This window comes from Micromonospora sp. WMMD998, assembly GCF_029581235.1.
Taxonomy (GTDB): Bacteria; Actinomycetota; Actinomycetes; order Mycobacteriales; family Micromonosporaceae; genus Micromonospora.
The window spans coordinates 1,280,196-1,302,818 of sequence record NZ_CP120740.1; the positions used below are offsets into that span (position 1 = coordinate 1,280,196).

The 22,623-nt window shown below is 71.1% G+C and carries 20 protein-coding genes and 1 tRNA gene; 16 read left to right on the top strand and 5 right to left on the bottom strand.

Going from position 1 to position 22,623, the window contains the following annotated elements; translation table 11 throughout:
- Positions 1 to 12: 12 nt before the first annotated feature.
- Positions 13 to 1,752, bottom strand: a complete 1,740-nt coding sequence (locus O7619_RS06060; protein ID WP_282286227.1) for a metallophosphoesterase — start codon at positions 1,750 to 1,752, stop codon at positions 13 to 15.
- Positions 1,753 to 1,884: 132 nt separating this feature from the next.
- On the opposite strand from O7619_RS06060, the gene O7619_RS06065 reads away from it, so the two are divergent.
- Positions 1,885 to 1,958: transfer RNA gene (locus O7619_RS06065), tRNA-Thr, on the top strand.
- Between the two features lie 138 nt (positions 1,959 to 2,096).
- Here O7619_RS06065 and O7619_RS06070 read toward each other — a convergent pair.
- From O7619_RS06070 to O7619_RS06085, 4 genes are read right to left on the bottom strand one after another with little or no spacing between them, the layout of a single operon-like run.
- Positions 2,097 to 3,314, bottom strand: coding sequence for a site-specific integrase (locus O7619_RS06070; RefSeq protein WP_282286229.1), 1,218 nt, complete (start codon positions 3,312 to 3,314; stop codon positions 2,097 to 2,099).
- Between the two features lie 3 nt (positions 3,315 to 3,317).
- Positions 3,318 to 3,527, bottom strand: coding sequence for a helix-turn-helix domain-containing protein (locus O7619_RS06075; RefSeq protein WP_282286230.1), 210 nt, complete (start codon positions 3,525 to 3,527; stop codon positions 3,318 to 3,320).
- Entirely contained in the window at positions 3,524 to 4,780 is a 1,257-nt protein-coding gene (locus O7619_RS06080) for a DNA methyltransferase (RefSeq protein WP_282288692.1), read from the bottom strand. Before O7619_RS06080 ends, O7619_RS06075 begins: the two co-directional genes overlap by 4 nt.
- Positions 4,781 to 4,793: 13 nt before the next feature.
- Positions 4,794 to 5,528, bottom strand: coding sequence for a hypothetical protein (locus O7619_RS06085; RefSeq protein ID WP_282286231.1), 735 nt, complete (start codon positions 5,526 to 5,528; stop codon positions 4,794 to 4,796).
- 660 nt (positions 5,529 to 6,188) lie between these two features.
- Here O7619_RS06085 and O7619_RS06090 point away from each other — a divergent pair.
- The 15 genes from O7619_RS06090 to O7619_RS06160 all read left to right on the top strand — a co-directional run bounded on the left by O7619_RS06090 (position 6,189) and on the right by O7619_RS06160 (position 22,621).
- A complete protein-coding gene (locus O7619_RS06090) occupies positions 6,189 to 7,010 on the top strand; it encodes a hypothetical protein (protein WP_282286232.1) in 822 nt (273 codons plus the stop codon).
- 280 nt (positions 7,011 to 7,290) lie between these two features.
- Positions 7,291 to 7,734: a pilin gene (locus tag O7619_RS06095; RefSeq protein ID WP_282286233.1), complete on the top strand. Its 444-nt coding sequence runs from the start codon at positions 7,291 to 7,293 to the stop codon at positions 7,732 to 7,734.
- Between the two features lie 332 nt (positions 7,735 to 8,066).
- A complete protein-coding gene (locus O7619_RS06100; RefSeq protein ID WP_282286235.1) occupies positions 8,067 to 9,761 on the top strand; it encodes a hypothetical protein in 1,695 nt (564 codons plus the stop codon).
- Entirely contained in the window at positions 9,758 to 10,684 is a 927-nt protein-coding gene (locus O7619_RS06105) for a PrgI family protein (RefSeq protein ID WP_282286237.1), read from the top strand. The genes O7619_RS06100 and O7619_RS06105 overlap by 4 nt, the downstream gene beginning before the upstream one ends.
- Before the next feature lie 5 nt (positions 10,685 to 10,689).
- Positions 10,690 to 12,474: a DUF87 domain-containing protein gene (locus tag O7619_RS06110; RefSeq protein ID WP_282288693.1), complete on the top strand. Its 1,785-nt coding sequence runs from the start codon at positions 10,690 to 10,692 to the stop codon at positions 12,472 to 12,474.
- A 140-nt stretch (positions 12,475 to 12,614) separates the two neighbouring features.
- Positions 12,615 to 13,865: a hypothetical protein gene (locus O7619_RS06115; protein WP_282286239.1), complete on the top strand. Its 1,251-nt coding sequence runs from the start codon at positions 12,615 to 12,617 to the stop codon at positions 13,863 to 13,865.
- Positions 13,862 to 15,460: a type IV secretory system conjugative DNA transfer family protein gene (locus tag O7619_RS06120; RefSeq protein WP_282286240.1), complete on the top strand. Its 1,599-nt coding sequence runs from the start codon at positions 13,862 to 13,864 to the stop codon at positions 15,458 to 15,460. Before O7619_RS06115 ends, O7619_RS06120 begins: the two co-directional genes overlap by 4 nt.
- A 62-nt stretch (positions 15,461 to 15,522) precedes the next feature.
- The gene (locus O7619_RS06125) at positions 15,523 to 16,344 is read left to right on the top strand and encodes a replication-relaxation family protein (protein WP_282286241.1); all 822 of its coding nucleotides are present in this window, start codon (positions 15,523 to 15,525) and stop codon (positions 16,342 to 16,344) included.
- Positions 16,332 to 17,384, top strand: coding sequence for a M23 family metallopeptidase (locus O7619_RS06130; RefSeq protein WP_282286243.1), 1,053 nt, complete (start codon positions 16,332 to 16,334; stop codon positions 17,382 to 17,384). Before O7619_RS06125 ends, O7619_RS06130 begins: the two co-directional genes overlap by 13 nt.
- Positions 17,385 to 17,814: 430 nt before the next feature.
- Positions 17,815 to 19,014 (top strand): hypothetical protein, encoded by a 1,200-nt coding sequence (locus O7619_RS06135; RefSeq protein ID WP_282286245.1) that lies wholly within the window; start codon positions 17,815 to 17,817, stop codon positions 19,012 to 19,014.
- Between the two features lie 250 nt (positions 19,015 to 19,264).
- Positions 19,265 to 19,729 carry a hypothetical protein gene (locus tag O7619_RS06140; protein WP_282286248.1) on the top strand — a complete coding sequence of 155 codons (465 nt, stop codon included), beginning with the start codon at positions 19,265 to 19,267 and terminating at the stop codon, positions 19,727 to 19,729.
- Positions 19,726 to 20,286 (top strand): hypothetical protein, encoded by a 561-nt coding sequence (locus O7619_RS06145; protein ID WP_282286249.1) that lies wholly within the window; start codon positions 19,726 to 19,728, stop codon positions 20,284 to 20,286. Before O7619_RS06140 ends, O7619_RS06145 begins: the two co-directional genes overlap by 4 nt.
- Positions 20,287 to 20,456: 170 nt before the next feature.
- Positions 20,457 to 21,443 carry a DUF932 domain-containing protein gene (locus tag O7619_RS06150; RefSeq protein ID WP_282286251.1) on the top strand — a complete coding sequence of 329 codons (987 nt, stop codon included), beginning with the start codon at positions 20,457 to 20,459 and terminating at the stop codon, positions 21,441 to 21,443.
- A 127-nt stretch (positions 21,444 to 21,570) separates the two neighbouring features.
- Positions 21,571 to 22,068: a hypothetical protein gene (locus O7619_RS06155; protein WP_282286253.1), complete on the top strand. Its 498-nt coding sequence runs from the start codon at positions 21,571 to 21,573 to the stop codon at positions 22,066 to 22,068.
- Between the two features lie 94 nt (positions 22,069 to 22,162).
- On the top strand, positions 22,163 to 22,621 hold the full coding sequence (locus O7619_RS06160; RefSeq protein WP_282286254.1) for a hypothetical protein: 459 nt from the start codon (positions 22,163 to 22,165) through the stop codon (positions 22,619 to 22,621).
- The last annotated feature ends 2 nt before the right edge of the window (positions 22,622 to 22,623 follow it).

Here is a 22,623-nt window from a genome sequence, read left to right on the forward strand (position 1 = left end):
TTGGACAGGCCGTCAGCGGAGGGTGATGGGGGGTTCGGCCAGGCGGGGGGTCAGCGGGGTCTTGGGGGTCAGCCAGGGGGCTGTCGGGGAATCGTCCGGGTTTAGCTGCCAGGTGTGGGAGACCCTGTCCAGGGCGATGGGGTAGATCGTCAGGGTGCCGTCGGGGTCGAAGCGGAACCTGAGGAACGCCTTCGAGTCCTCGATGCCCTGGGCGGCGAAAAGCTCGTTCAGGTTCACCCCGAACGCACCCGCCACCAGCAGATAGAGCGCCACCAACTGGCTGGCGACCAGCCCGCTCGCCGGGCCGTAGAGCACCACCGCCGCGACCGCCGGCAACGGCCACGGCCAGTCGTAGAACGGCAGGTGCAGCCAGAGCCAGGTCCCACCGGCGGCAAGCGCCACATGGGCTGCCCCGTGCGCCACCCCCAGGATCCAGTGCCGGGCGTGCCGCTTGCCGCCCGCGCTCGGTGGCTTGGCGAAGAACACCGCCCCCATCAGCGTCACCACGAGCATCGCCACCAACGGGACGCTGAACAGCCGCTGCGCGGTCGAGTCGGCCCGCTGCGCCGCCACCCCGGCCATGGCCAGCATCAGCAGCGTGTGCAGGGTGCCGAGCAGCGTGGCGAAGCCCGGATTGCGGTACGGCAGCCGGCCGAAGATGCCCCAGCCGTAGCGGCGGGAACGGGCCTTGTCCGGATAGCGGGCGGTCAACTCGTACTCGCGGGTGCGGCTGGCCCGCCGGGTCAACGTGTCCCGCGGCGGCACCTCCAGCCGCTCCGGCAACCGGTGGGTGGGATAGAGGTAGGCGCCGCCGCCACCGCAGGTGATGAGCTGCCGCTCCGGTCCGGCGTACCGGGCGTAGTGGTGCAGGTCGCCGGAGACCAGCACCCGGACCTGCGCCCCGGTGGGCGCGACGATGGTACGGATGAAGTAGTCGATCGAGTCGTACGCGTTGGGGTGGTCGGCGGCCTTGACCCACGTCGGCTCCGGCACCGCCAGGATCACCTTGGACTGCGGGGTGAGCTTGCGGGCGACCTCGTCGAAGTAGGTGAGCTGCGGATCGTCCAGATACGACCCGGACTGGTCGTCCAGGCCCAGCAGCCACCAGCCGGCCGGCAGCTCGACGGCGAAGTACGAGCGGGACTGGGCGGTGCCCCAGCCGGCGAAGTGCCGGTCCCGGGACCTGACGAACAGTCGCAGGAACGCGGTCAGCCCGTCGTACCAGTCGTGGTTGCCGGGCACCGCGAAGAGCGTCGGCCGCTCCGGCGGAGCGACCGGCAGCGCCGCCTGGTAGGGCCCCTTGCAGCGGTCCTCGTACGCCTCGTAGCCGGCCGACGGATACACCTGGTCGCCGCCCATCACCAGCGTCTGTGCCCGGGGCAGGCGGTGGCCGTCGACGGTCAGCTCCGGCTGGGCGAGCAGGTACGCCACCGAGTACGTGGCGTCGAAGCCGTCGCCCAGGTCGGCCACGTAGTCCAGCCAGAGCCCGCCGTCCGGCCCGACCTGCCGGAACGTGTCGTTGTCGAAGGCGTTCTGCAACTCGCGCTTGTCCAGGTAGGCCCCGAACAGCATGGCCAGCAGCGTCCGCAGGCCGGTGGTGATCAGCAGTAGCGGCGCGAGCCAGGGCACCGGCCGGCGCGGGGTGAAGCCCAGCTCCAGCGGGTCGATGCGGTGGGGTCGACGGCTGGCCCGCTCACCCGGGCGCGCCTCGGGGTCCGGCTGCTGCGGCGGCGGTACGTGATCGTCGTTCACCCGCCGCAGGGTAGTCCGCGCCGGCCGGGAAGTCTCTCCCGCGCGGGGCTGCTCGTGCCCTGCTGTCCGGTTCCGGACGTGGGGGATCCGATTCGGCCTCCGGCCGGGCGTGCCGTACACTTGATGATCGTTGCCGCCTTAGCTCAGTCGGCTAGAGCGACGCACTCGTAATGCGTAGGTCGACGGTTCGATTCCGTCAGGCGGCTCAAGGAGAGGCCCTGACCAGCAGATTCGCTGGTCAGGGCCTCATTTTCATCGATGCAGTTTTGAATCGCCCCCCGAAAACCCCCCACAAACGCCTACCGGCGATCAGGTTCCGCGCACCAGCCAGCGGGGGCAGGGGTCTACTTGGTCCGGCGCTGCCCGCGATCTTGAAGCGTAAGGCCAGTTGCCTCCGGACCTGCGCCAAGCTGTTCGAGGATGTCGGAGCTGTCCGGGGCGAGGGCGGGCTTGACGATGTAGTGCTTGTTGGTGATCTGCTCGGTGGCGTGCCCGAGCTGGGCTGCGGCGCTTTTGGTGTCGGCCTCCTTGTCGATCAGGGTGGCGACGGTCTTGCGGAAGGTGTGTGGGGTGACCCATTCGAGGCCGGCGTCGGCGCGGGCTTGACGCCACTGGCGGCGTACGTTCTGCGGTGACAGCCAGGTGCCGCGCCGCGAGGCGAAGATTGCGTCGTGGGGATTGTCGGCGGCGTTGAGTTTGCGACCCATCAGCATCCCGACCGCGAACCGAGGCAGCACGACCGTTCGGAAACCGGCGTCGGTCTTCGTCCACTCCTGCCGGAAGAAGCCCTTGCCTTTGAGGTAGACGATCGTGCCGCAGATGGTGAGCGTCGGGCGTTCAGCGGCAAGATCGAGATCCTCCCAGCGCAGCGCCAGAATTTCGCCGATGCGGGCGCCGGTGGCGAGCATGAGGTCGACGATGTCGGCCAGGTCGCCGGTCGGCCGAGGTCCCGACTTGCCGGGGGCAGGTTGCTGCCAATTCTGGATCGCCTCGCGAACCTCGTGCAGTTGCTTCACCTCCAGGGCCACCACCTTGCGACGGGGGTTACGCAGCCGACCGGTATCGCGCACGGGGTTGGCCGTGAGCGCGCCTCGGCGTACAGCCAAGGCGAACATCTGGCCGAGGACGACCTTCGCGCCTTTGGCGGCTGACGGACGGTCCTCGGCGATCTTGCGCAGAAACCTGTCGAGGCGGCCTGCGGTGGCCTCTCGGATACGCAGTTCGCCGAGGGCGGGCTCGATCGAGACACGCACGCTGATCTCGTACCTACTGATCGTTTGCGGCGTGACACGTTCCTCCGCAGTGATCTCGTCCAACCAGAGCCTTGCGAGGACGCTGACGTGGGTATCCCTGGTGATCTCGTCGTCGTTCGGGGTGACTCGGTCGCGAAGTTTGACCTTCAGAGCCCGAATGGCGGCGGGGCCGGTGGTGTCGGTGGCCTCGACGTCGCGGGTCTTGCCGTCGTGGTCGCGGAATCGGGTTCGGGCGCAGTACCGGTTGGGGCCGAGCTTTTCGGTGCGGATCGCGCCCCAGGTGCCGATGGGTAGTGGAGGTCGGGCCATGGCTCAGCGCTCCGGGTCGGTGTGGGCGTCGAGCCAGCGTTCGATCTCGCTGCGTCGGTAGCGCAGGGTGTTGCCGACGCGGATGGCGCGTGGTCCCTTGCCTCGGCTGTGCCAGGCGTAGAGGGTGTTCTTCGGCTTACCCAGCCAGACGGCGACGTCATCAATGGTCAAGAGAGGGTCGGGCCGCCATTCGGCGGTGGTCGGCGTGGTCATCGGCGGCCTGCCGATGGGCCGGGCTGCCGGATCGCCCTGTCGTTGTCGGTAGACCGCCGGTGGTCGGTGGCATCTGGTCGTACGGACCCTGGTGGACGGCACGGATCGGATGTCCTTTCAGCGTCCCGGCCCGGGTGGGCCGGGGGTGCGGTGGTGCCACCCGCGTTGGCGGGGGGCACCGGTTGTGGACGTCGATCCACGCGTGGCGGGGTGAAGGCATCAAGCCTGTGATCACGGCGCGCATCGCCGGTGACTGGCCGAGGCGATGTCGAGTGGCACCCCAGGGCGTGCGGCTGGCCGAGTACGGATTCGCGCCGCGACGCCGCTTCGGCCGAACTCTCGGGGATTAGTGGAGCTTTGAGGATCAAAACGTCTTCGTGCTGGACGAGCCATTGCGGGTCGCCTGCGGCGATGGCGTCTCGGGTGTTCTTCTGCTGGAAGAACGAGGCCCGGGGGATGATCACGCCGTCGCGGACGCCGCAGATGAGGGCGATGCACTCCTCGACGAGTTCGAGGCCGGCGTTGATGCCGGCGGCGACGACCATGCCGGGGATGTCGATCAGCTCGCCGTGGCGGCGGTAGGGCCGGGCGGTGACGACGACGTGTCCGCCGGGACGCAGGAGCTGGCGGCAACCGGCGAGGATCGCGGTGAATCCGTCGGCGAGTTGGCCGTGGCTGCGGTAGGCGAGGTTGTCCACGCCGCCGTACTTGTGGTTGATCTTGCGGACCTTGCCGCGCCTCGGGCCAGGGGTGCGGACGTGGCCGTGGGTGGACGACCCGTAGGGCGGTGAGGTAATCACGAGGGAGACTTGGCCGTGCAGGCTGGCCGGCAGCAGGGACGGCAGCGCGGTCGAGTCCCCGTGATAGATCTCGCCCTGGCCCGGTGCCCCGGTCTGGAGTGTGTGGCGGATGTTGTCGGCTGCCTTGGCGACCCATTCGGCTTCGTACTCGACTCCGACGCCGTGCCGGTCGAGGTGCATCGCTTCGATGATGGTGGTGCCGATGCCGGCCATAGGGTCGAGGACCACGTCACCAGGCTGGGTGTAGGTGCGGATGGCGTACCGGGGGATGGTCGGTAGCATCTTGCCGGGGTGCGTCAACGACTCCGGGGTGTACCGGTCGCGCCGCAGATCACGCGATGCGGTTTGGCCGGTGAGCCAGACCGAGCCGAGGTAGCCCTCGGTGAGCAGCGCCGCCAGATCGGACGCGCTGGGGTACGGCGGTTCGGAGTCGTGGGGGTCGCCGGGGTGCAACGGCGGACGAGATTCAGGCACGGGCGTTCTCCTCACCGGTGGCGATGGCGGTGGCGGTGGTCCTGAGCACGACCAGGTCCCGGAACGTCGGTAGATGACGGCCAGCGAGCAGACGCCGCCCGTCGTCGGCTTCGCCGGGGCGTCCTGAGGCGGTGCGCGGCTCGTGCTCGGGCAGCGGGACCAGCACAGCGGGGATGTGCTGGTGGTAGAAGAGGCCGGCGGCGCGGGCGGCGGCGATGACCGAGGTCCGCTGGCTGACCTCGCCCGGCTGAGGCGGTGAGGCGGTGAGTCCAACCAGCAGGAAACCGCCGGGGCGTAGCAGAGGCCGCCAGGTGCTCATTGCTGTGGCGATGCCATCTCGGGTGAGGCCCTGTGCGCCCTGCGGCAGGGTCGCCAGGATCAGGTCGACACATGGGCCGTGCCGTCGTGCGGCGTGTGGGTTCGGGCGTTCGGGGGTGGGCGGTAGGAGCCGCACGTGTAGACCGTGGCGATCGGTGACCAGCCGGGCCGGTACTCGGTCCAGGTAGGCGGTCGCGGCGATGGCGGCGGGGTGCGCGTCGAGGTCGAGCACCACGTCACGGACGTGGGTGTAGCGGCGGATGAGGTAGGCGAGGTGGCTCGGGGACAGTCCGTGCCAGTGCGGCACTCCCGGACGGGGCGTGCGCGGGACGCGGGCTCGGGGAAGGAGTAGCCCGACCGGTGCCGGCTGAGGCCGGTCGTCGGGGGCGGTGGAGTGGGGCTTCGGCATGGGCGTGTGGGCCACGTCCGCCGACAAGCGCTGACACTAGGGGATTACAAATCCGGGCCTCGGATTGGAAACCGCGTCCGCTGCCGAGCCGGGTACCTCGCGCGACGCCGCCGGGTTGAACAAGATCCTCAACGGGTTGAACGCGCAGGTCAGAGCCATAGAGACACCGGCTGTCGGCATCACCCGACCCGTGAGGGCCGCCGACGCGATCCGTGACCGGTTGAACAAGATCCGCGCCGGGCTTGAACAAGATCGTCATCTGGTTGAACACGAGGCGGCTCCCCGCCTCGGGGCCTTGAACACGATCGAGATGGGGCCTGAGTGCCCTCAGCGAAAGCCGCTCGTGGTCGTCCTGCTTCGCCCCGTGGCTGCCTCGTAGGCGACGCGTGTTCAAGGGTTCCGTCTTGACGTGGCTGCGCCCAGCTTGAAGGGCCTTGAACAGCCTGACCACGGGTTACACACCCCGACTCGGGGTGTCCACTGGTGGACGTCGAAATGCATCGACGGGGGATTGGCGACGGCCGGGTTGAACACGGGTCGAGACGCCTTGAACAAGATCAACAGTGTTCATGATCTGTTCAAAGTCCCTGGTGGCGTGGTGGCACAGCGCCGACCGGCACTCCCGCCGGACGGCCACGGTCATCACGAGGGAGCACCACCATGGATCGTCGTACCCCCGCCACCGGCCCGACTGCCGGGCCGCGCGGCGAGACACTACTCAGCGACATCGAGTACCGGTTCCGGCTGTTGGGGCAGGGGCCGAGCCCGCTGTCGGTGGACGGTCGCAGCCTCGGCCACGGCTTGCCCCGCCGGGCCATCGCTCTGCCCGAGCTGTCGGCGATCCTGATGCACCCGTCCTGCGGCTACGCCGCCCGGGACGCGGCGTGGCGGCTGCTCGTGCAGCGCGCCCGGACCGGTGATCCGGCGTGGCGTGCCGGTGTGGTCGGCGTCGCGTTGCCGGGCCTGCGGTTCAAGGCGTACCTGCTGGCGAAGCTGTTCACCGGCGACGTGCAGGCCGCCATCGTCGAGCACTTCCTCCGCGCTCTCAGCACGGTCGACGTCACCAGGCCGGGCGTGGTCGGCAACCTGCTGTCCGCCGCGTTCTCCAAGGCCCGCGCCGAGCTGCGCGAGCAGGAGCCCGCCTCGTCCGGGGCACCGAACCACGCCCCGGGCGCGGTGGTGCCGCCAGCCCCGTACGGCCACCCGGATCTCGTCCTGGCCCGCGCGGTCACCGCCGGGGCAATCACCGTCCAGGAGGCCGAACTGATCGGCGCGACGTACCTGGAAGAGGTCAGCCTCACCGCCTACGCCGAACGTACCGGTCAGCCTCGCTGGAACCTCTACAAGCGGCGCACCGCCGCCGTCGCCCGACTGAAGGCCGCGATCGAGGCCGGGGAACTGTCCGATCCCTACACCGACGTGGTCAACGAAGCCACGGCGACGGTGGTCCTCGACGCGTCCACCGCCCGGAAGCGTCCGTAAGCAGCCTTCCTGAGCTGCGGCTTTCCAATCCGGGGCTCGGATTTGTAATCCCCTAGTGCGGGACTCTTCCGCGCAGGTGACCATGTTCCGACCGGACCGCTGACGGCGCTGACACCCCGCACGGTCCCCGGCCCACCCGCCATCTCTGGTGAGGAGGACGGCCGCGCCGGTCGGCACCACAGGTCACCCCGCACCGCCCGGTCCCGCCTTCGCCACCCACTCGCGCACCCACGCCCCGCTGCGGGCTGCGTCGGCGTGTGCACCGGAGGTGCCCAACCTGATGAATCCCCACCCCTTCCCACGCCCCGAGGCGGCGAACCGCCGCCTCGGGGCCGGCAAGCGCGGACGGCCTTCCGTCCGCCGTCCGCCCCGAGGCCGTCCTCGGACTGTCCGCGCCGTGCTACTACTCCTCAACGCCGCCGCGGTGACGGCAGCGCTCGTTGCCGTGCCGACCGTGGCGTGGGCGGCCGAGCCCGCTGCGGTGGTGCTGGCCGCCGAGTCGATCCAGCAGGTCGCCAACAACATCCGCACGTGGCTCGTCGGCATCCTCGTCGCTGTCGCCACCCTGTTCCTGACCGTCGGCGGCCTGCGGTACCTGGCGGCGAACGGCGATCCCGGTGAGGTCGAGAAGGCCAAGCTCGCGCTGCGGTCCGCCGCGATCGGCTACGCCCTCGCGCTGCTCGCGCCGCTGTTCGTGACCATCGTCGGCGCGTGGGTGGCCTGATGAGTGCCCTCACGCTCCGATCCCGCCGCCCGGTCCGACCGGTGTCGTTGCTGCTGCTCGGCGGCATGATCCTCGCCGGACTTGCCCTGACCGGGGTCGGACCGGCGCACGCCGAGCCGAGCCCGGCACCCGGCCCGCCCGCTACCGCACCCGGCACGTCGCCAACGCCCGGCGTACCTGATCCTGGCGTCCGCCCGCCGGGAGGGGAACCGTCTCCCTCCGTGCCGGCACCCGCGCCCGGTCCAGCCCCGACTCCCGGCCAGTCCTCCGTCAGCGATGACCCTGCCTGGTACGACGTCGGAGGTCAGATCCGCAAGGCCGTGGTGGACCTGGTGGTGTGGGCCGCTGAGCAGGCTCTCCAGCCGGTGATGGAAGCCCTCGGCGCGTCATGGCTGTCCACCCCCGACCTCACCAACAACGAGCACGTCAAGGCGATCTGGACAACCAGCCTGATCGTCGCCAACGGCATCATCGTGCTGTTCATCGTCGCCGGAGGGTTCCTGGTCACCGCCCGGGAAACCCTGCAAACGCAGTACGGGCTCAAGCAGGTGCTACCCCGCATCGCCGTGGGGGTGGTCCTGGCCAATTGCAGCCTGATCATCGGGCAGAAGGCCATCGAGCTGACCAACGCGCTGACCGTGGCCATCGCGGGCAACACGATCGACGGGCCGAGCGCGGCGACGGCGATCCGGCAGATCGTGGACGAAGCCCTGCAGGGTCAGGGGTTCTTGATGGCGTTGCTGGTCATCGCCGTGATCGTGATGTGCCTGGTTCTGGAGTTCACGTTCGTGCTCCGATTGGCGGCGCTGATCATCCTGCTCGGGGTCGCCCCGGCGGCGTTGATCTGCCACGCCAGCCCACTCACCGAGGGCGTGGCGCACCTGTGGTGGCGGTGCACGCTGGCCTGCCTCGGCCTGCAACTCGGTCAAGCCGTCGTCGTCATGGCCAGCGTCAAGGTGTTCCTCACCCCCGCCGGACCGACCGTGCTGGGCGTACCAGCGACCGGGCAGGGGCTCCTCGGCATCGTGGTGTGCCTGACGATGCTGTGGCTGCTGATCAAACTGCCGGGCTGGATGCGACAGTTCGTCCTCGGCCCACTCGGACAGCGCAACGGCCGAGGACTGCTCGGGCAACTCGTCCACGCCTTCATCATGATCAAAACGCTCGGTGCGGCGGCCGGCATCCTCGGCGCGAGCCCGTCCCGGACCGGCGGACGGACGGCCCCTCGTCCGCCCGGCCCCCGTCCGTCACCGGGTGGACCCCGTCCGCCCCGTCCACCGCGCCCGCCCCGTCCGGGGCCGACTCCCGTCCCCCCGCCTTCGCCGGGACCGGTGGCCTTCAGCCACGCCCCGGCCACCCACACGCCGCTGCCCGCGCCGTCCGGGACGAACGCCGCCCCCACCTTCAGCCACCCGTCCGCCCCGTCCACACCGACCCCTGCCCCGTCCGGCGGTGTCCCGGCGGCACCGTTCTCCCACCCAACCCCGCCCCACCCGAGCGTGCCGTCCCCGAACACCCCACCGGCCCGAGTCGCCTTCAGCGACGCCACGACCACGGCACCGACACCAGCACCCAGAGGCGCGGCACCAGCCGTGAGATTCTCGGCCGCGCCAGCGCCGCAGAGCGCGCCGCGCCGGCCACCTGCCCCGGTCACGCCGGTGTTCTCCGCAGCCCAGGCCACACCGGCACCCGGCGGGCCACGACGAGCCTCGACCCCCGGGACACGGCCCACGGCGGCGCGACGCGCTACCCCGAGGGGGCAAGCCGCCGCCAACCCGGGCACCCCGTCCGCCGTTCGGCGGGCAGCCACGCCCAGCACGCCCCGGCCCCGTCCGCCGGTGTCGTCCGTCCCGCTGTCCCCGGACGGTCGGCGGTCGGCGTTTCCGTCCCCGCCGCGAACGTCCCCGTCCCCGGCGGGCGGTGTGACATCGGCAGGTCCGTCCGCCGTCCCGTCCCCGTCCCCGCCGTCCCGGTCGTCCGGTCCGGTGCGGGGTTCTTCATCGAAGCCGAGGGGTGATCAGCGGTGAGCCGCCACAGTGACGAGGCCCCGATGAGGGCTAGGGTTCCCGCAGACATCGAGCGGCCGGACAGGCTCGCGTTCGGCATGTCGGGACGGCAGTTGGTGATCCTGGCCGTCACGGGCCTGCTGCTCTACGCGGCGTGGACGGCGGTGGCCACGGTGGTGCATCCGGTGGTGTTCCTCGCAGGGGCGATGCCGATTGCGGCTGGGGCGTTCCTGCTCGCGGTCGGCCGCCGAGACGGCGTCAGCCTCGACGCCTGGTTCCTCGCGGCGTTGCGGCACCGCCGCAGTCCGCGTCGGCTCGTCCCGGCCGATGGGCCGGTCGTCCCGGCTCCGGCGTGGGTGCAGACCGCCGCCGGGCCGGGTGACCGGCTGCCGCTGCCTGCACCTCTGCGGCTGCCCGCGAAGGGCATCACCGGCGACGGGCTGATCGACCTCGGCCCGGATGGCACGACGGGCCTGGTCGCCGCCTCGACGGTGGCCTTCGGCCTGCGGACACCAGGTGAGCAGAACGGCCTGGTGGCCGGGTTCGCGCGGTGGCTGCACAGCCTCGACGGCCCGGCGCAGATCGTGGTGCGGGCGCAGCGGGTCGACCTGACCTACCTGGCCGACCGGTTCCTCGCCGCCGCCCCGGGGCTGCCGCATCCCGCCCTGGAAGAGGCCGCCCACGCGCACGTTGCGTTCCTCGATGACCTGGCCGCGCGGCGGGAGTTGCTGCACCGGCAGATCACCGTCGCGGTGCGCAGCCGACGCGGCGCGCACCATACCGCGCACACAGCGGCCGAGGCGGTGCGTGCCCTCGCCGGCTGCGAGGTTCCCGCCCGGGTCCTTGGTGAGCCGGAGGCCACGGTGCGGCTCGCGGCCAGCCTCGACCCCACCGCCCCAGCGCTCACGCCCTACGCCCCATCTGACGGAGGTGACCAGCGGTGAGACTGCTGTCCGCGCTGCTGCCGAAGCGGCGGTCCGCCCTGCCTGAGTCTGCCGCGATCCTGCCCGGTTCCCCGGACGCCGTGGAGGTCGACGGCCGATACGTGCGGGTCGGGGACGGCTACAGCGCCACCCTGGCTGTCGTCGGCTACCCGGCTGAGGTCGGCCCGGGGTGGGCGGAGCCGATCCTGTCCTACCCGGGCCTGGTCGACGCCGCCTTCCACATCGAGCCTGTCGCGCCGGCGGTGGCCTCGCAGCGGTTGCGGAAGCAGCGCGGCCGGTTCGAGTCCTCCCGCCGGCAGGATGCGGCCAAGGGCCGCCTCGACGATCCCGACCTCGACGCCGCTGCGGCCGACGCCGCCGAGCTGGCCGCCCGTGTCGCCCGAGGCGAAGCCCGGCTGTTCCGCCTCAGTCTGTACCTGACTGTCCACGGCGCCAACCCCGACGAGTTGGCCGACCGAGTGGCCGAGGTGCGGTCCCTGGCCTCCTCGTTGCTGCTGGCCACCGCGCCGGTGACGTGGCGTCAGTTGCAGGGCTGGATCAGTGGCCTACCCCTCGCGTTCGACGCGCTCGGGATGAAGCGGGTCTTCGACACTGACGCCCTTGCCGCGAGCTTTCCGTTCACCAGCCCGGACCTGCCGGACACCGCTGGGGACAGCGGTATGGGGGTGCTGTTCGGGTTGAACTTGTACTCGGCCGGAGTCGTGGTGTGGGACCGGTGGGCGCAGTCCAACTACAACGCGGTCATCCTCGCCCGATCCGGGGAAGGCAAGTCGTACCTGGCCAAGCTCGACCTGCTGCGCAACCTGTGCCTCGGGGTGCAGGCGTTCGTCATCGACCCTGAAGACGAGTACCTGCGGCTGGCCGATGCGGTCGGCGGCACGGTCATCCGGCTCGGCGCGGCTGGTGTGAAGATCAACCCTCTCGACCTGCCGCCGGGTAACGACGATGCCCTCAACGACCGGGCACGGTTCCTGCACACGCTCGTGACCGTGATGGGCAGCGGCGATACCGCCGTCACCGCCCCACTGCCCGGCGACGAGGCCCGCTCCCTCGACGTCGCCGTGCTGGCCGCGTACCGGGCCAAGGGCATCACTACCGACCCGCGCACCTGGAGGCGACCGGCCCCACTCATCGGTGATGTGATGGCCGCGCTGGAGGACACCGACGACGCCGGCCGCCGCGTCGCCGCCCGACTGCACCCCTACGTCTCCGGCAGCATGAAGGGTCTGTTCGACGGCCCCACCACCACCGCCGCCCGAGGGCACCTGGTGGTGTTCGCCATCAAAGACCTCCCCGAACAGCTTCATCCGGTCGGGACGCTGCTCACCCTGGACACGATCTGGCGCACCGTACGCGGCGCGACCGCCTCCGGTCAGCGGCCTGATGCGCTGCGGATGGTGCTGGTGGACGAGGCGTGGAAACTGCTGTCTGGCGGGCGCGGCGGCGTGTTCCTGGAAACCCTGGCCAAGTCCGCGCGCAAGTACGGCGTCGGGTTGACCGTCGTGACCCAGGACGCCGCTGACGTGCTCGCCACCAAGACTGGCCGTGCCGTCGTCTCCAACGCCGCCACGCAGGTGCTGCTGCGGCAGGCGCCGCAGGCGATCGACGCGGTGGCCGAGGCGTTCGGCCTCACCGACGGCGAACGGGCGTTCCTGCTGTCCTGCCAACGCGGCGACGCGCTCCTCACGGCCGGGTCGGCGCGGGTGGCTTTCCACAGCCATGCCTCGCCCGCCGAGCACGAGTTGATCCTCACCGGCCCGGTCACCGGCCCGCCTGCCCGCCGCCGCTGATCCCGCCCGCGAGCCTCCTTCCCCACTGCCGATCGGAGTTCCCGATGGTTCTCTCCTCCACGCTGTCCGCATTCCCGCCCTCGCCGGCATCGGCCCCCGATGGCTGTGTGCCCGGCCAGGGCGGAGTGCCCGACTCGATAGTGGGCGAGCTGGTGTGCGGGTCCGGGGGCATCGACGCCACCGACGCCGTGTGGCGTCTCGTCCGCGACCGGTGGCCGCTGCTCCTCGCCGCCCTGACAGCCCTCATCGCCGTGCGGGTCGGGTGGGCATTGTGGCGGCGGCGCGTCTGGCGACGGCACGCCGCCGCAGCCCGATGGCTGCAGATCACCCCGCCCGTGACCGCCACTCCGGCCGCGACGATCGGCCTGTGGCGGCTCCTCGCCACGGTGCTGCCCGCGCCGCGCCGGTGGGCGCTACGCCCGGCCCGGCTCGTGTGGGAGGTCGCCGCCGACCCGGACGGGATGCGCTGCGGACTGTGGTTGCCACCGGGGGTCAACCCGACCGCCGTGGTGCGGCTGCTGCAACGCGGCTGGCCCGGGGTCCGCGCTGAACAGACCCGCCCACCGGCCGTCCCCACCATCGGGGCCAACGCCGCCCTCGCGGTCTGGCCCACCCAGCCGGACTGGCTACCCATGGTCGAAGACACCACGCCAACCCACCGCCGAGGCATGGACGCAAGCGCACCCGAAGAGGACCGGCTCCGGGGGGTCTACGGCGGCCTGGCCTCGGCCGGGCGCACCGGCGGCGCGATCCTGCAAGTCCACCTCGGCCGAGCACCCGCCCACCGGATGCGCACGCTGCGCCGCGCGATGACCAACCCCCACCGCGCCGGTCGCCCCCGAGGCACCGCTCGCGCCGCCGGGCTGCTCGCCGACGGGCTACGAGCGCTGATCATCGGCGTCCTGGACATCGTCACCCCCGGCCCGTCGAGCCCGAAGCGGCACACCCGTTCCACCGACCCGTACACCGCCGAGTTGGCCCGGCAGGCGAGGGCAAAGTACGCCGACGCACCCCACCTGCTCGTCGCCGTGCACACCATCGCCGCCGGCCCCACCAAGCCCGCCGCCCGCGCTGCCGCTGCTGATGTCAGCTCCGGGTTCGGGCTGCTGTCGGCCCACTTCACCCGCCGCCGGCTCCGATCCGGCGTGATCGCGGCGGCCGACCGGTGGGTGCCCGAGGCACGGATGAGCCTGGTGTCCGTGGCGGAAGCCGCCGCCCTCGCCGGGCTGCCCGCCGAACCGGCCGCCTATGGCCTGCCCGGCGCGGCGTCACGCCGCCGGGCCGCGACCCGCGACATCTTCCGGGCCACCGAGCGGGACACACACCCTCGCCCGGCAGAGCAAGCCGAGCCCAACGCCGACGACCCGCCAACCGCGTGGAGCACCCCATGAACAAGACCAACCCCAACGCCATGGCTCCGACCCCTCGCCCGGACGGGCGCCGGCTGAACCTGGTGCCGGTCGAAGACCGGCAGGGCCTGGGCGGCAAAGTCATCGGCGTCGCCAACGCCGGCCCGCCGATGCGGGTCGGGATCTCCTTGGCCGACTGCCGGTTCCACATCCACGCACTCGGACCGACCGGCACGGGTAAGACGACGCTGCTGATGCGGATGATCCTGGATGACGTCGAAGCCGGGCGCGGCGTGGCCGCGTTCGACCCGGCCAAGGGCGACCTCATCCGAGACCTCCTGGCCCGGCTGCCGAAGAACTGCGGTGACCGCCTGGTCCTCATCGACCCCGACGAGAAGATTGCGCCACCGGCGATCAACCTGCTCGACCCGGCCGTGCACGGCGGCAGCGAGCACGACGTGGCCGCGAACCTCACAGCGGTGATGGCGAAGGTGTGGTCACGCTGGTGGGGGCACCGCACCGCCGACATCTGCTACCACGGCCTGCTCACCCTCGCCCACGTCGAAGGCGCCACCCTCGCCCAGCTACCGCGGCTGCTGTCCGACTCGAAGTGGAGGACCGCACGGGTCAACGCCGCCACCAGCAAGCTGAACGCCTGGGAAGGCAACACCCTCGGTGAGTTCTGGGAAGGGTTCAACGAGCTGCCCGCCGCCCAGCGATCCGGTCTGATTGCCCCGCTGCTGTCCCGGCTACGTCTCGTTCTGGCGCATCCCATGGCGAACAGCTTGTTTGGGGTGCCGGCCACCACGTTTTCCTTCGCCGAGATCCTCGACGGCGGCATCATGCTCGCTCGGCTACCCAAGGGCGTCATCGGTGAGGACGGCACCCGTCTCGTCGGTTCCCTGCTCCTCGCCGGGTTGTGGCAGGCGACTACCGCCCGCGCCCGCATCCCCGAGGACGAGCGTCCCGACGCGATGATCGTGTTGGACGAGTGCCACAACTTCCTGCACCTGCCGATCGGCATCGATGACGCCCTCGCCGAGGCCCGCGGCTTGCACACCTCGTTCGTCCTCGCTCACCAGTACCTTGGCCAGTTGTCGGGGGACATGGTGGAGGCGATCGACGCCAACGCCCGCAACAAGGTGTACTTCGCCCTCGCCCCCCGCGACGCCATCGACCAGGCCCGGCACCTGCGGCCGTATCTCGATGACGGGGACCTGATCCGCCTCGGCGGCTACGAAGTCGTCCTCCGTCCGGTCGCGGGCGGAAGGGTCGTGCCACCGGTCACCGCCGACACCGAGCCCCCACCACCGGCCGTGCCAGGACGAGCCGGCGAGCTGCGCCACGCGGCCCGTGACCACACCGGCCTCGCCATGAAGGAACGTCACCGGTTGCTCGGCGAGACCGCCACCGCCGCCCCCAAGGCCGAACCCTCGGCACCCACCGAGGACACGGCGGTGGAACTGGTAGGGCGCAACACCTTCGCTGTTCAGGGCGAGGGTTCTAACGAGAGGTCTAACGAGCGATCCAACGAGGAACGCAACGACCACGAACCACCGGGTGAACACACCCCCATGAACGCGTCGTACGCGCACGTGGACGGCGGTGAGGAGGACTCGTGGACCGGAACCGACTGATAAGAGATATCCCTCCTACCCGCACATCTGCCACCGGCAGTCTCCGCCTCACGGCGTCCGTCGTGGCCGCCGAACTCGGCCGACTCACCCCCCGAGACCGACTCCTGCTCGACCTGCTCGACCAGCACCGAACCTTCACCACCGACCAGCTCGTCGACCTCGCCTTCGGCTCCGTCGGCCGAGCCCGCAACCGCCTCAACACCCTCCACGATCGAGACATCCTCGACCGGTTCCGCCACTACCAACGCCCCGGATCACAAGCGTGGAGGTGGACCCTCGGCCCGGTCGGCGCGGCACTGCTCGCTGCCGGACGAGGCGAAACGCTGCCCCGTCCCGCCGTTGTGCGTGACGCCACCGCCCGACTCGCCATGTCCCCGACGCTGGCACACCTGCTCACGGTGAACGGGTTCTTCGTCGCGCTCACCGGGCACGCCCGTACGTACCCCGGGGCGCGGTTGGTGCGGTGGTGGAACGAGGCACGCTGCCGGGAGGCGTGCGGCAACCTGGTCCGCCCGGACGGACACGGCGTGTGGGCCGACAACGGGCGTGCGGTGCCGTTCTGGGTCGAGGCCGACCTCGGCACCGAAACCCTTTCCCGGGTGGTGGGCAAGCTGACCGGCTACGCCGCACTACCGCCCCGCCGCGCGTACCCGGTGCTGTTCTGGCTACCCACCACCACCCGCGAGACCAACCTGCACGCCCACCTCCGGCGGGCCGGGGTCGGGGTGCCGGACGGGGTGACCGTGGCCACCGCCGCCGCCGACCACGCCGCCGCGTCCGGCGGCCCGCCGGGGCCGGTCTGGCGCATCGTGGGGCACCCCGACCGGGTGCGTCTGGCCGACCTACCTACGCCGACCGGGGGCGGTGCGTCGTGGGACGGGTAGCCCTGTGGGTCGCGACCGGGGTAGCCGTGGCATTGCTGCTGCTCACCTCGGCTACTGCCGGTGTCGTCTCGTCCGTATTCGGTGGCGGTGGAGGCGGGGGTAGCTGCGTCGGGGCGGTCACGGCACCGGGCGCGACCCCGGCGGGGTTGTCGGCTGAGCAGGCCCGTAACGCCTCGGTGATCGTGACGGTGGGTGAGCGGTTGCGGGTACCGGTGCGCGGGTGGGTGATCGCCGTGGCGACCGCCCTCCAGGAATCCTCGTTGATCAACCACGGGTATCTCGGCCCGGACAACGATCATGACTCGTTGGGGTTGTTCCAACAGCGACCGTCGCAAGGATGGGGCACCCCGGAACAGATCATGAACCCCGAGTACGCCGCCGCGAAGTTCTACGAGCGCCTCGTCACCGTGCCCGGGTGGGAACGGCTACCGCTCACCGACGCGGCACAGAAGGTGCAACGGTCGGCGTACCCGGACGCCTACGCCCGACACGAGACGCGGGCAACCGAGATCGTGACGGCGTACACCGGCGGGACGCTGCCCGTGTGCGACGGCGCGCCGATCAGTGCCTCCGGGTGGACCCGCCCGGTGGCGGGCACGGCAGGCTCCGGCTTCCGCACCAGCGACCGGCCCGGCCACGACGGGGTCGACATCATGGCCCCGAAAGGCACCGTCATCCGGGCCGCGTCTGGTGGCGTCGTGGTGCGCGTCCGGTGCAACATCGGGGGCAGCTCGTGGGACCCCACCGGCGGCCCGATGCCGTGCGACAGCGACGGCTACCCCGGCCTCGGCGGGTGCGGCTGGTATACGGAGATCCGCCACGCGGGCGACGTCGTTTCGCGGTACTGCCACATGGTGCGACAGCCGACTGTCCGAGTAGGGCAGAGCGTGATAGCGGGGCAGCCTATCGGCCACGTCGGGAGTTCCGGGAACTCGTCCGGTCCGCATTTGCACTACGAGATCCACGAAGGCTATCCCGCCACCGAGAACAATGCCGTTGACCCGGTTCCTTTCATGCGTCAAAAGGGCGTGGCCCTGTAGATTCGTGAAGTGATTTTCCGCACAGTTCAAGAAGGCCCGCGCGGGTTGCGGTGAGCGCCGCGCATCCGGTCCGCCGGGCGCGCGGCGTTGTCGTTTCTACCCGGAAACCGCGACCCCGTAAGACGGTGTGAGCGGCCACCGTGCCGCCCAACCTATGCAGCACCAGGGAGCCGCGCCGAACGTTCCGCAGCGTCGGACGTGGGGCCGCCAAATGGCGTTTCGGGCGGCGGTAGCGGCTCCAGAATCGAGAACGGAAGCGGTGCGGGGTGATTCCCGTAAAGAGTCTTGCGCAACGGGGTTGACAATCGTCGTGTGCAGAGGGTCCATGGACGTGGGCAACAAAAACCGCCCCGGCGGAACCGCAAACAATGCGCATCACGCGTACGCGGAATCGCTATTTGTCGACCCCATTTTGTGGAGGTGTATTGCCATGACCGCAAACATCGTTCTCACCCCCGGCAGCGACGAGGCCCGGTCCGCTGTCGCCGAGGCGCTGCGCACCTACCCCGGCGTCACCGCCCGCAAGTTGGCCGGACAGGCGAACCTGCCGCTACCGGTCGTCACCGAGGCGCTCACCGCCATGGAAACCGCCGGGACCGCCACCCGCACCCCCGACCCGGCCAAGGGTAACCGCAAGAGCGCCGACACCTGGCAGACCACCACCGCCGACCCGAACGCCGACGACGAGCCGACGCCCACCGGCGACACCCCGGCCACCGACCCGGCAACGGGCACCGCCGACGACGAGGCCACCACGGACGCGACCCCGGACACGGCCGACGAGCCCACCGCCGACAACGACGGCCCGGCCACCGCCGACGAGCCGACGGCCGAGGACACCCCGCCGACCGACCCGGCGACGGTCACGGCCGACGAGGCACCCCTGCCCGAGGCCCCGGTGTCCGGCGCGCCCGTGTCCGGTGCGCCGGTCGCCCCGCGTCAGCCCGACCTCAAGGTGTTGATCATGGCTGGTGTGCTCGGTGGTCACCCGGACGGCATCACGGCTGACGCGGCGATCGGGGAAAGCGGTCTGTCGGTGGCGATGGGTGACACGATCCTCGCCGCGATGGAGGTTGCTGGTGCGGCCCGTCGCCTGCCGGTCACCGAGGACGGTGACGAGTTGTGGGTGATCGGGGACGGTGACCTCGCCACGGTGGACCCGGCTAACGCCCCGACGCACAGCACGTGCCCGACGTGCGGTCACACCCGCAAGATCCGCCGTCCCTCGGCTCGCCGCGCCAACGGCACCGGCCGCACCATGGGTGAGATCAACAGCGACGGGTCGGCCAAGTTGGGCAAGAACGAGTTGCGTAACCGGGTCGAGGCGTTCATGCGTGACCTCGGCCCCGGCCACGACGTGACCCCGGGCACCGTCGCCCGTGAGATCGGCGGACGGAGCCCCGGGGCGGTCCGCAACGGCATGGAGAAGCTGACCGGGTTCGGGGTGCTGGTCCTGACCCGTGAGGCCCCGGAAACCTACGCCCTCGCGGACAACCCGCCCGCCCCGACCGCCGAGGTCCGCGCGTTCATGGCCCCGCCGCAGACCGACACCACCCCGCCCGCCGGTGACGAGACCAGCGCCGACGAGGCCGGTGCCGACGAGGCCGCCGCCGTGCCGGTGGCGGCCTGACCAACCGCCCCGCCGGGGCCGGGCACCATGCCCGGCCCCGGCACCCGCACGCCACCCACAAACACCACGGAAGGAACAGGCCATGACCACCCCCCACAACCACCCCCACGGCCCCACGGCCGCGCCGGGGGCGCTGCGCTGCCCCGAATGCGCCGAACCGGCCCGGCCCGTGCCGCCGCGTCGCTGGCCCCTCGACGGATTCGCCTCACGCCCGGCCACGTCCCACCTCGACGGCACCCCGCTATGCCCGGTGCCCGGCCCGAACGGCTCACAACCGGCGGACCCGATCGGCGCACCGGCACGCCTGACCATCTGGCAGGCCGTACGGCAATCGTGGCTCATCCATCCCGACTGGACCGTCACCGATCACCTAGCGTGGCTTGATAGCGAGGGCTACGACACCGGCACCCTGACCGGCGACCCGGCCGAGGTGGTCGGCCGGTGGCTGGCCGAACACCGCCGTACCGCCCCGGTGTCCCGGCCCGCCGATGACCGGCGCGTCTACATGGTTGCCGGGGGCGACATGGTGGCCGTGTTCGACTCGGCGGACGAGGCCGACATCATGGCCGTGACGATGACCGCCGCGAACCTCGAACCTTTCACACTGCCCCTGACCGAGGCGCAATGGGAACAGGCACACGCCGTACTGCGGTCACAACTACCCCACGTCACCGTGACCGATACCCGGTCCACCCGCGCGGCCGGTGCCCCGTGACCGGCCCATCGGCCACCGCCGACCGGCCCGACATCCCGCCCTCGCTGGCCGCGCGTCCCCACGACGCGCGGCGCGGCCTGCCCATCCCGCCGGTCAACATCCACCCCAACCCCGGTGGCGGGTCGCACGTGGACTTCACCACGATCAACACCACCGTCTCGACCCGCCTCGCGGTCGAACGAAGGTGCTCGCTGTGCGGTGAGCCCATGGGCTACTGGGTGGCGTTCCTCGGCGGACCGAGGGCCGCCGAGTTGATGCGCTACGCGGATCCGCCGGGGCACCCCGAGTGCATGACTGCCGCCCTGTCGCTGTGCCCACACATCGCGCTCGGTCGGCACCGCCGCGCCCGTGCCGACCGGCCCGGGGCGGGCATCATCCCGCCGGGGTCGCACGGCGACAAACCCGACCGGTACCTGTTGGGCATCACCCGCACCTACCGAACCCGGTTCATCCCCGAACACGGGTTCACCGTGTACCTACCGGCCCCGTTCAAGACCGTGCACACCTACCTGTACGGGCCGGACGGGCGGCTACGCCGGGCCACCGACACCCGGTAGGCCACGCCCGGCGGTGGGCGTCAGATTCGCCGCAGAAACCTTCATCGACTCGAACCGATCGTCTTGATCGGCGGATAGAGGCAGGAAACATTGTTAGTGACGGCGCGGCCGGGGTGGCAACCCCCGGCCCCGCCGCCCGCCCGAAATTACAAGCCGGAAGGGGTGCCACGATGGCACACGAACTCGAAACTCTCGCCAACGGTCAGACGGCCTTCGCCTCCGCACGGTTGACCGCCTGGCACCAACTCGGCACCGTCACCGACTCGTGCATGACCGCGCAGGAGGTCATGAGCAAGGCGTGGCTCGGCGGCTGGGAGGTCCGCAAGATCGCCCTTCAGGGCATCGAGGTCACCGAGCGCGGGGTGACGAAGGTCGACTGCCCCGACAAGTACATGACCGTACGCACCAACCCGGCCACCGGCGAGACCGAGTACCTCGGCGTGGTCGGCGAGGACTACAGCGTGGTGCAGAACGAGCAGGTCGCCGAGACCCTCAACCTCCTGGTCGACGCCTCCGGCGCGCACTTCGAGACCGCCGGCTCCATGCGCAAGGGCCGGTCGGTGTTCGTGACCATGAAGCTGCCCACCGCGATGCGGATTGCCGGGGTGGACGACATGGACCTGTACCTCGCGGCCACCACCTCCCACGACGGCACCGCCGCGCTTCGCCTCGACGCCACCCCCGTACGGATCGTATGCGCGAACACCCAGGCCCTCGCCTACCAGCGGTCGCGCAGCTCGTACACGTTCCGGCACACCTCGAACGTGACCAGCAAGATCGCCGAGGCGCGGCAGGCCCTCGGCCTGATGTGGAAGGCGTTCGACGCGTTCGAGGCCGAAGCCGAGAAGATGATCAACGAGTCGTTGACCATGGGCGAGTTCGAGAAGATCGTCGCGCAGGTGTGGCCCCTCGCCGACGACGCCTCCGACACGGCGCGCAACAACGCCAAGCAGCGCACCGCGACGCTGCGCTACCTCATCCGCGACGCGGACACGCAGAAGGCGATCAAGGGCACCCGGTGGGCCGGCTACCAGGCCATCACCGAGTACGTGGACCACTTCGCCCCCGCCAAGACCGACCTCGCCCGCGCCTCGCGGGCGCTGACCGGGGCCGGTGCGGACCTGAAGGCCCGCGCGTTCGAGCTGCTGGCGGTCTGAGATGCGCTGGCCATGGTTCCGACGCCGGAAGAAGAGGAACAAGCCCGGCCCTGTCACCGGGGCGTACAGCGCAACCGGCACGGCGAAGGTCCGTACCGAGCCGGTCGTCGCGCCACCGCCCGCCTCGGTGCCTACCGACTCGGCCGTGATCGCGCTGGTCAACGATGTGTGCGCCCAGTTCGCGCGGGCTGAGGTCGCCCGCGCGCTGGCCGGACACTCCACCAGCCACGACGAACACGCCACCCTGACCGAACGCGCCGCCCGACTCGACGCACTCGTCGACGAGCGTTGGCGGGAACTGGTCAAGGCGATCCGCGCGGGACTGCCCGGCGCGGCGCAGGTCGAGCGGTTCATGCCGGTCCGGCCACTGACCAACGGCCACGTCGAGCTGCACGTGCACGACACCTCGGACCGCCGCCTCGTCGTGCTGCTCACCGGCGCGCAGGCCCTCGCCGTGGGCGCGCACATGACCGCCAACGGGGCGATCGTGCTCGACCGCATCGGTCAGAAGCTCGATCCCGGCCTGCCGCACGTGAAGGCCGCACCCCCGTTCGCCCCTACCGGGTCCACCGGTCGGCAGGCCACCCCGGACGGTGCCGCCGGCCCGCCGGTCGCCCGTTCCTGACCGTCGCCCGGTATGCCGCGCGGCCATCGGTCCGACCCGGGACCGCGCGGCACACCGGGGCGACGCCCCCTCTGACTCACCACGGAGTATCGCCATGAACCCAGAACGACTGTTCGACCTCGCTGCCGAATTCGCCCAGGCAATCGGCAACGCCGAACGATTCCACGCCCGCGCGGCCTCCTGCGCCGGAGACGACCACACGGCGCACACGAAGAAGGCGTCGGACTGGCAGGCAATCGCCGCTCGCCGCCGCGAGCACCTGCGCGCCGCGCTGCGGGAGGCACTGCGCGGGACGATGACCGCTGTACCGGACGCCGAGCTTCCCGTGGCCACCTGGCAGCGAGGCCGCGTCGAGGTCCGCGCCACCACCCTCGACGGCACCCGCGCCGTCCGCGTGCGGTACACCCCGGCCCAGGCCCTCGCCGCCGGAGCCGCACTCATCGCCTGCGCCGCCATCACCGACGAGCAGACCGGCGGCACCCTCACCGGCATCCTCCCCGCCTTCCCACCCCACCCGGCCACCGGCGGCGAACTCGACCACCCCACCAGCTAGCC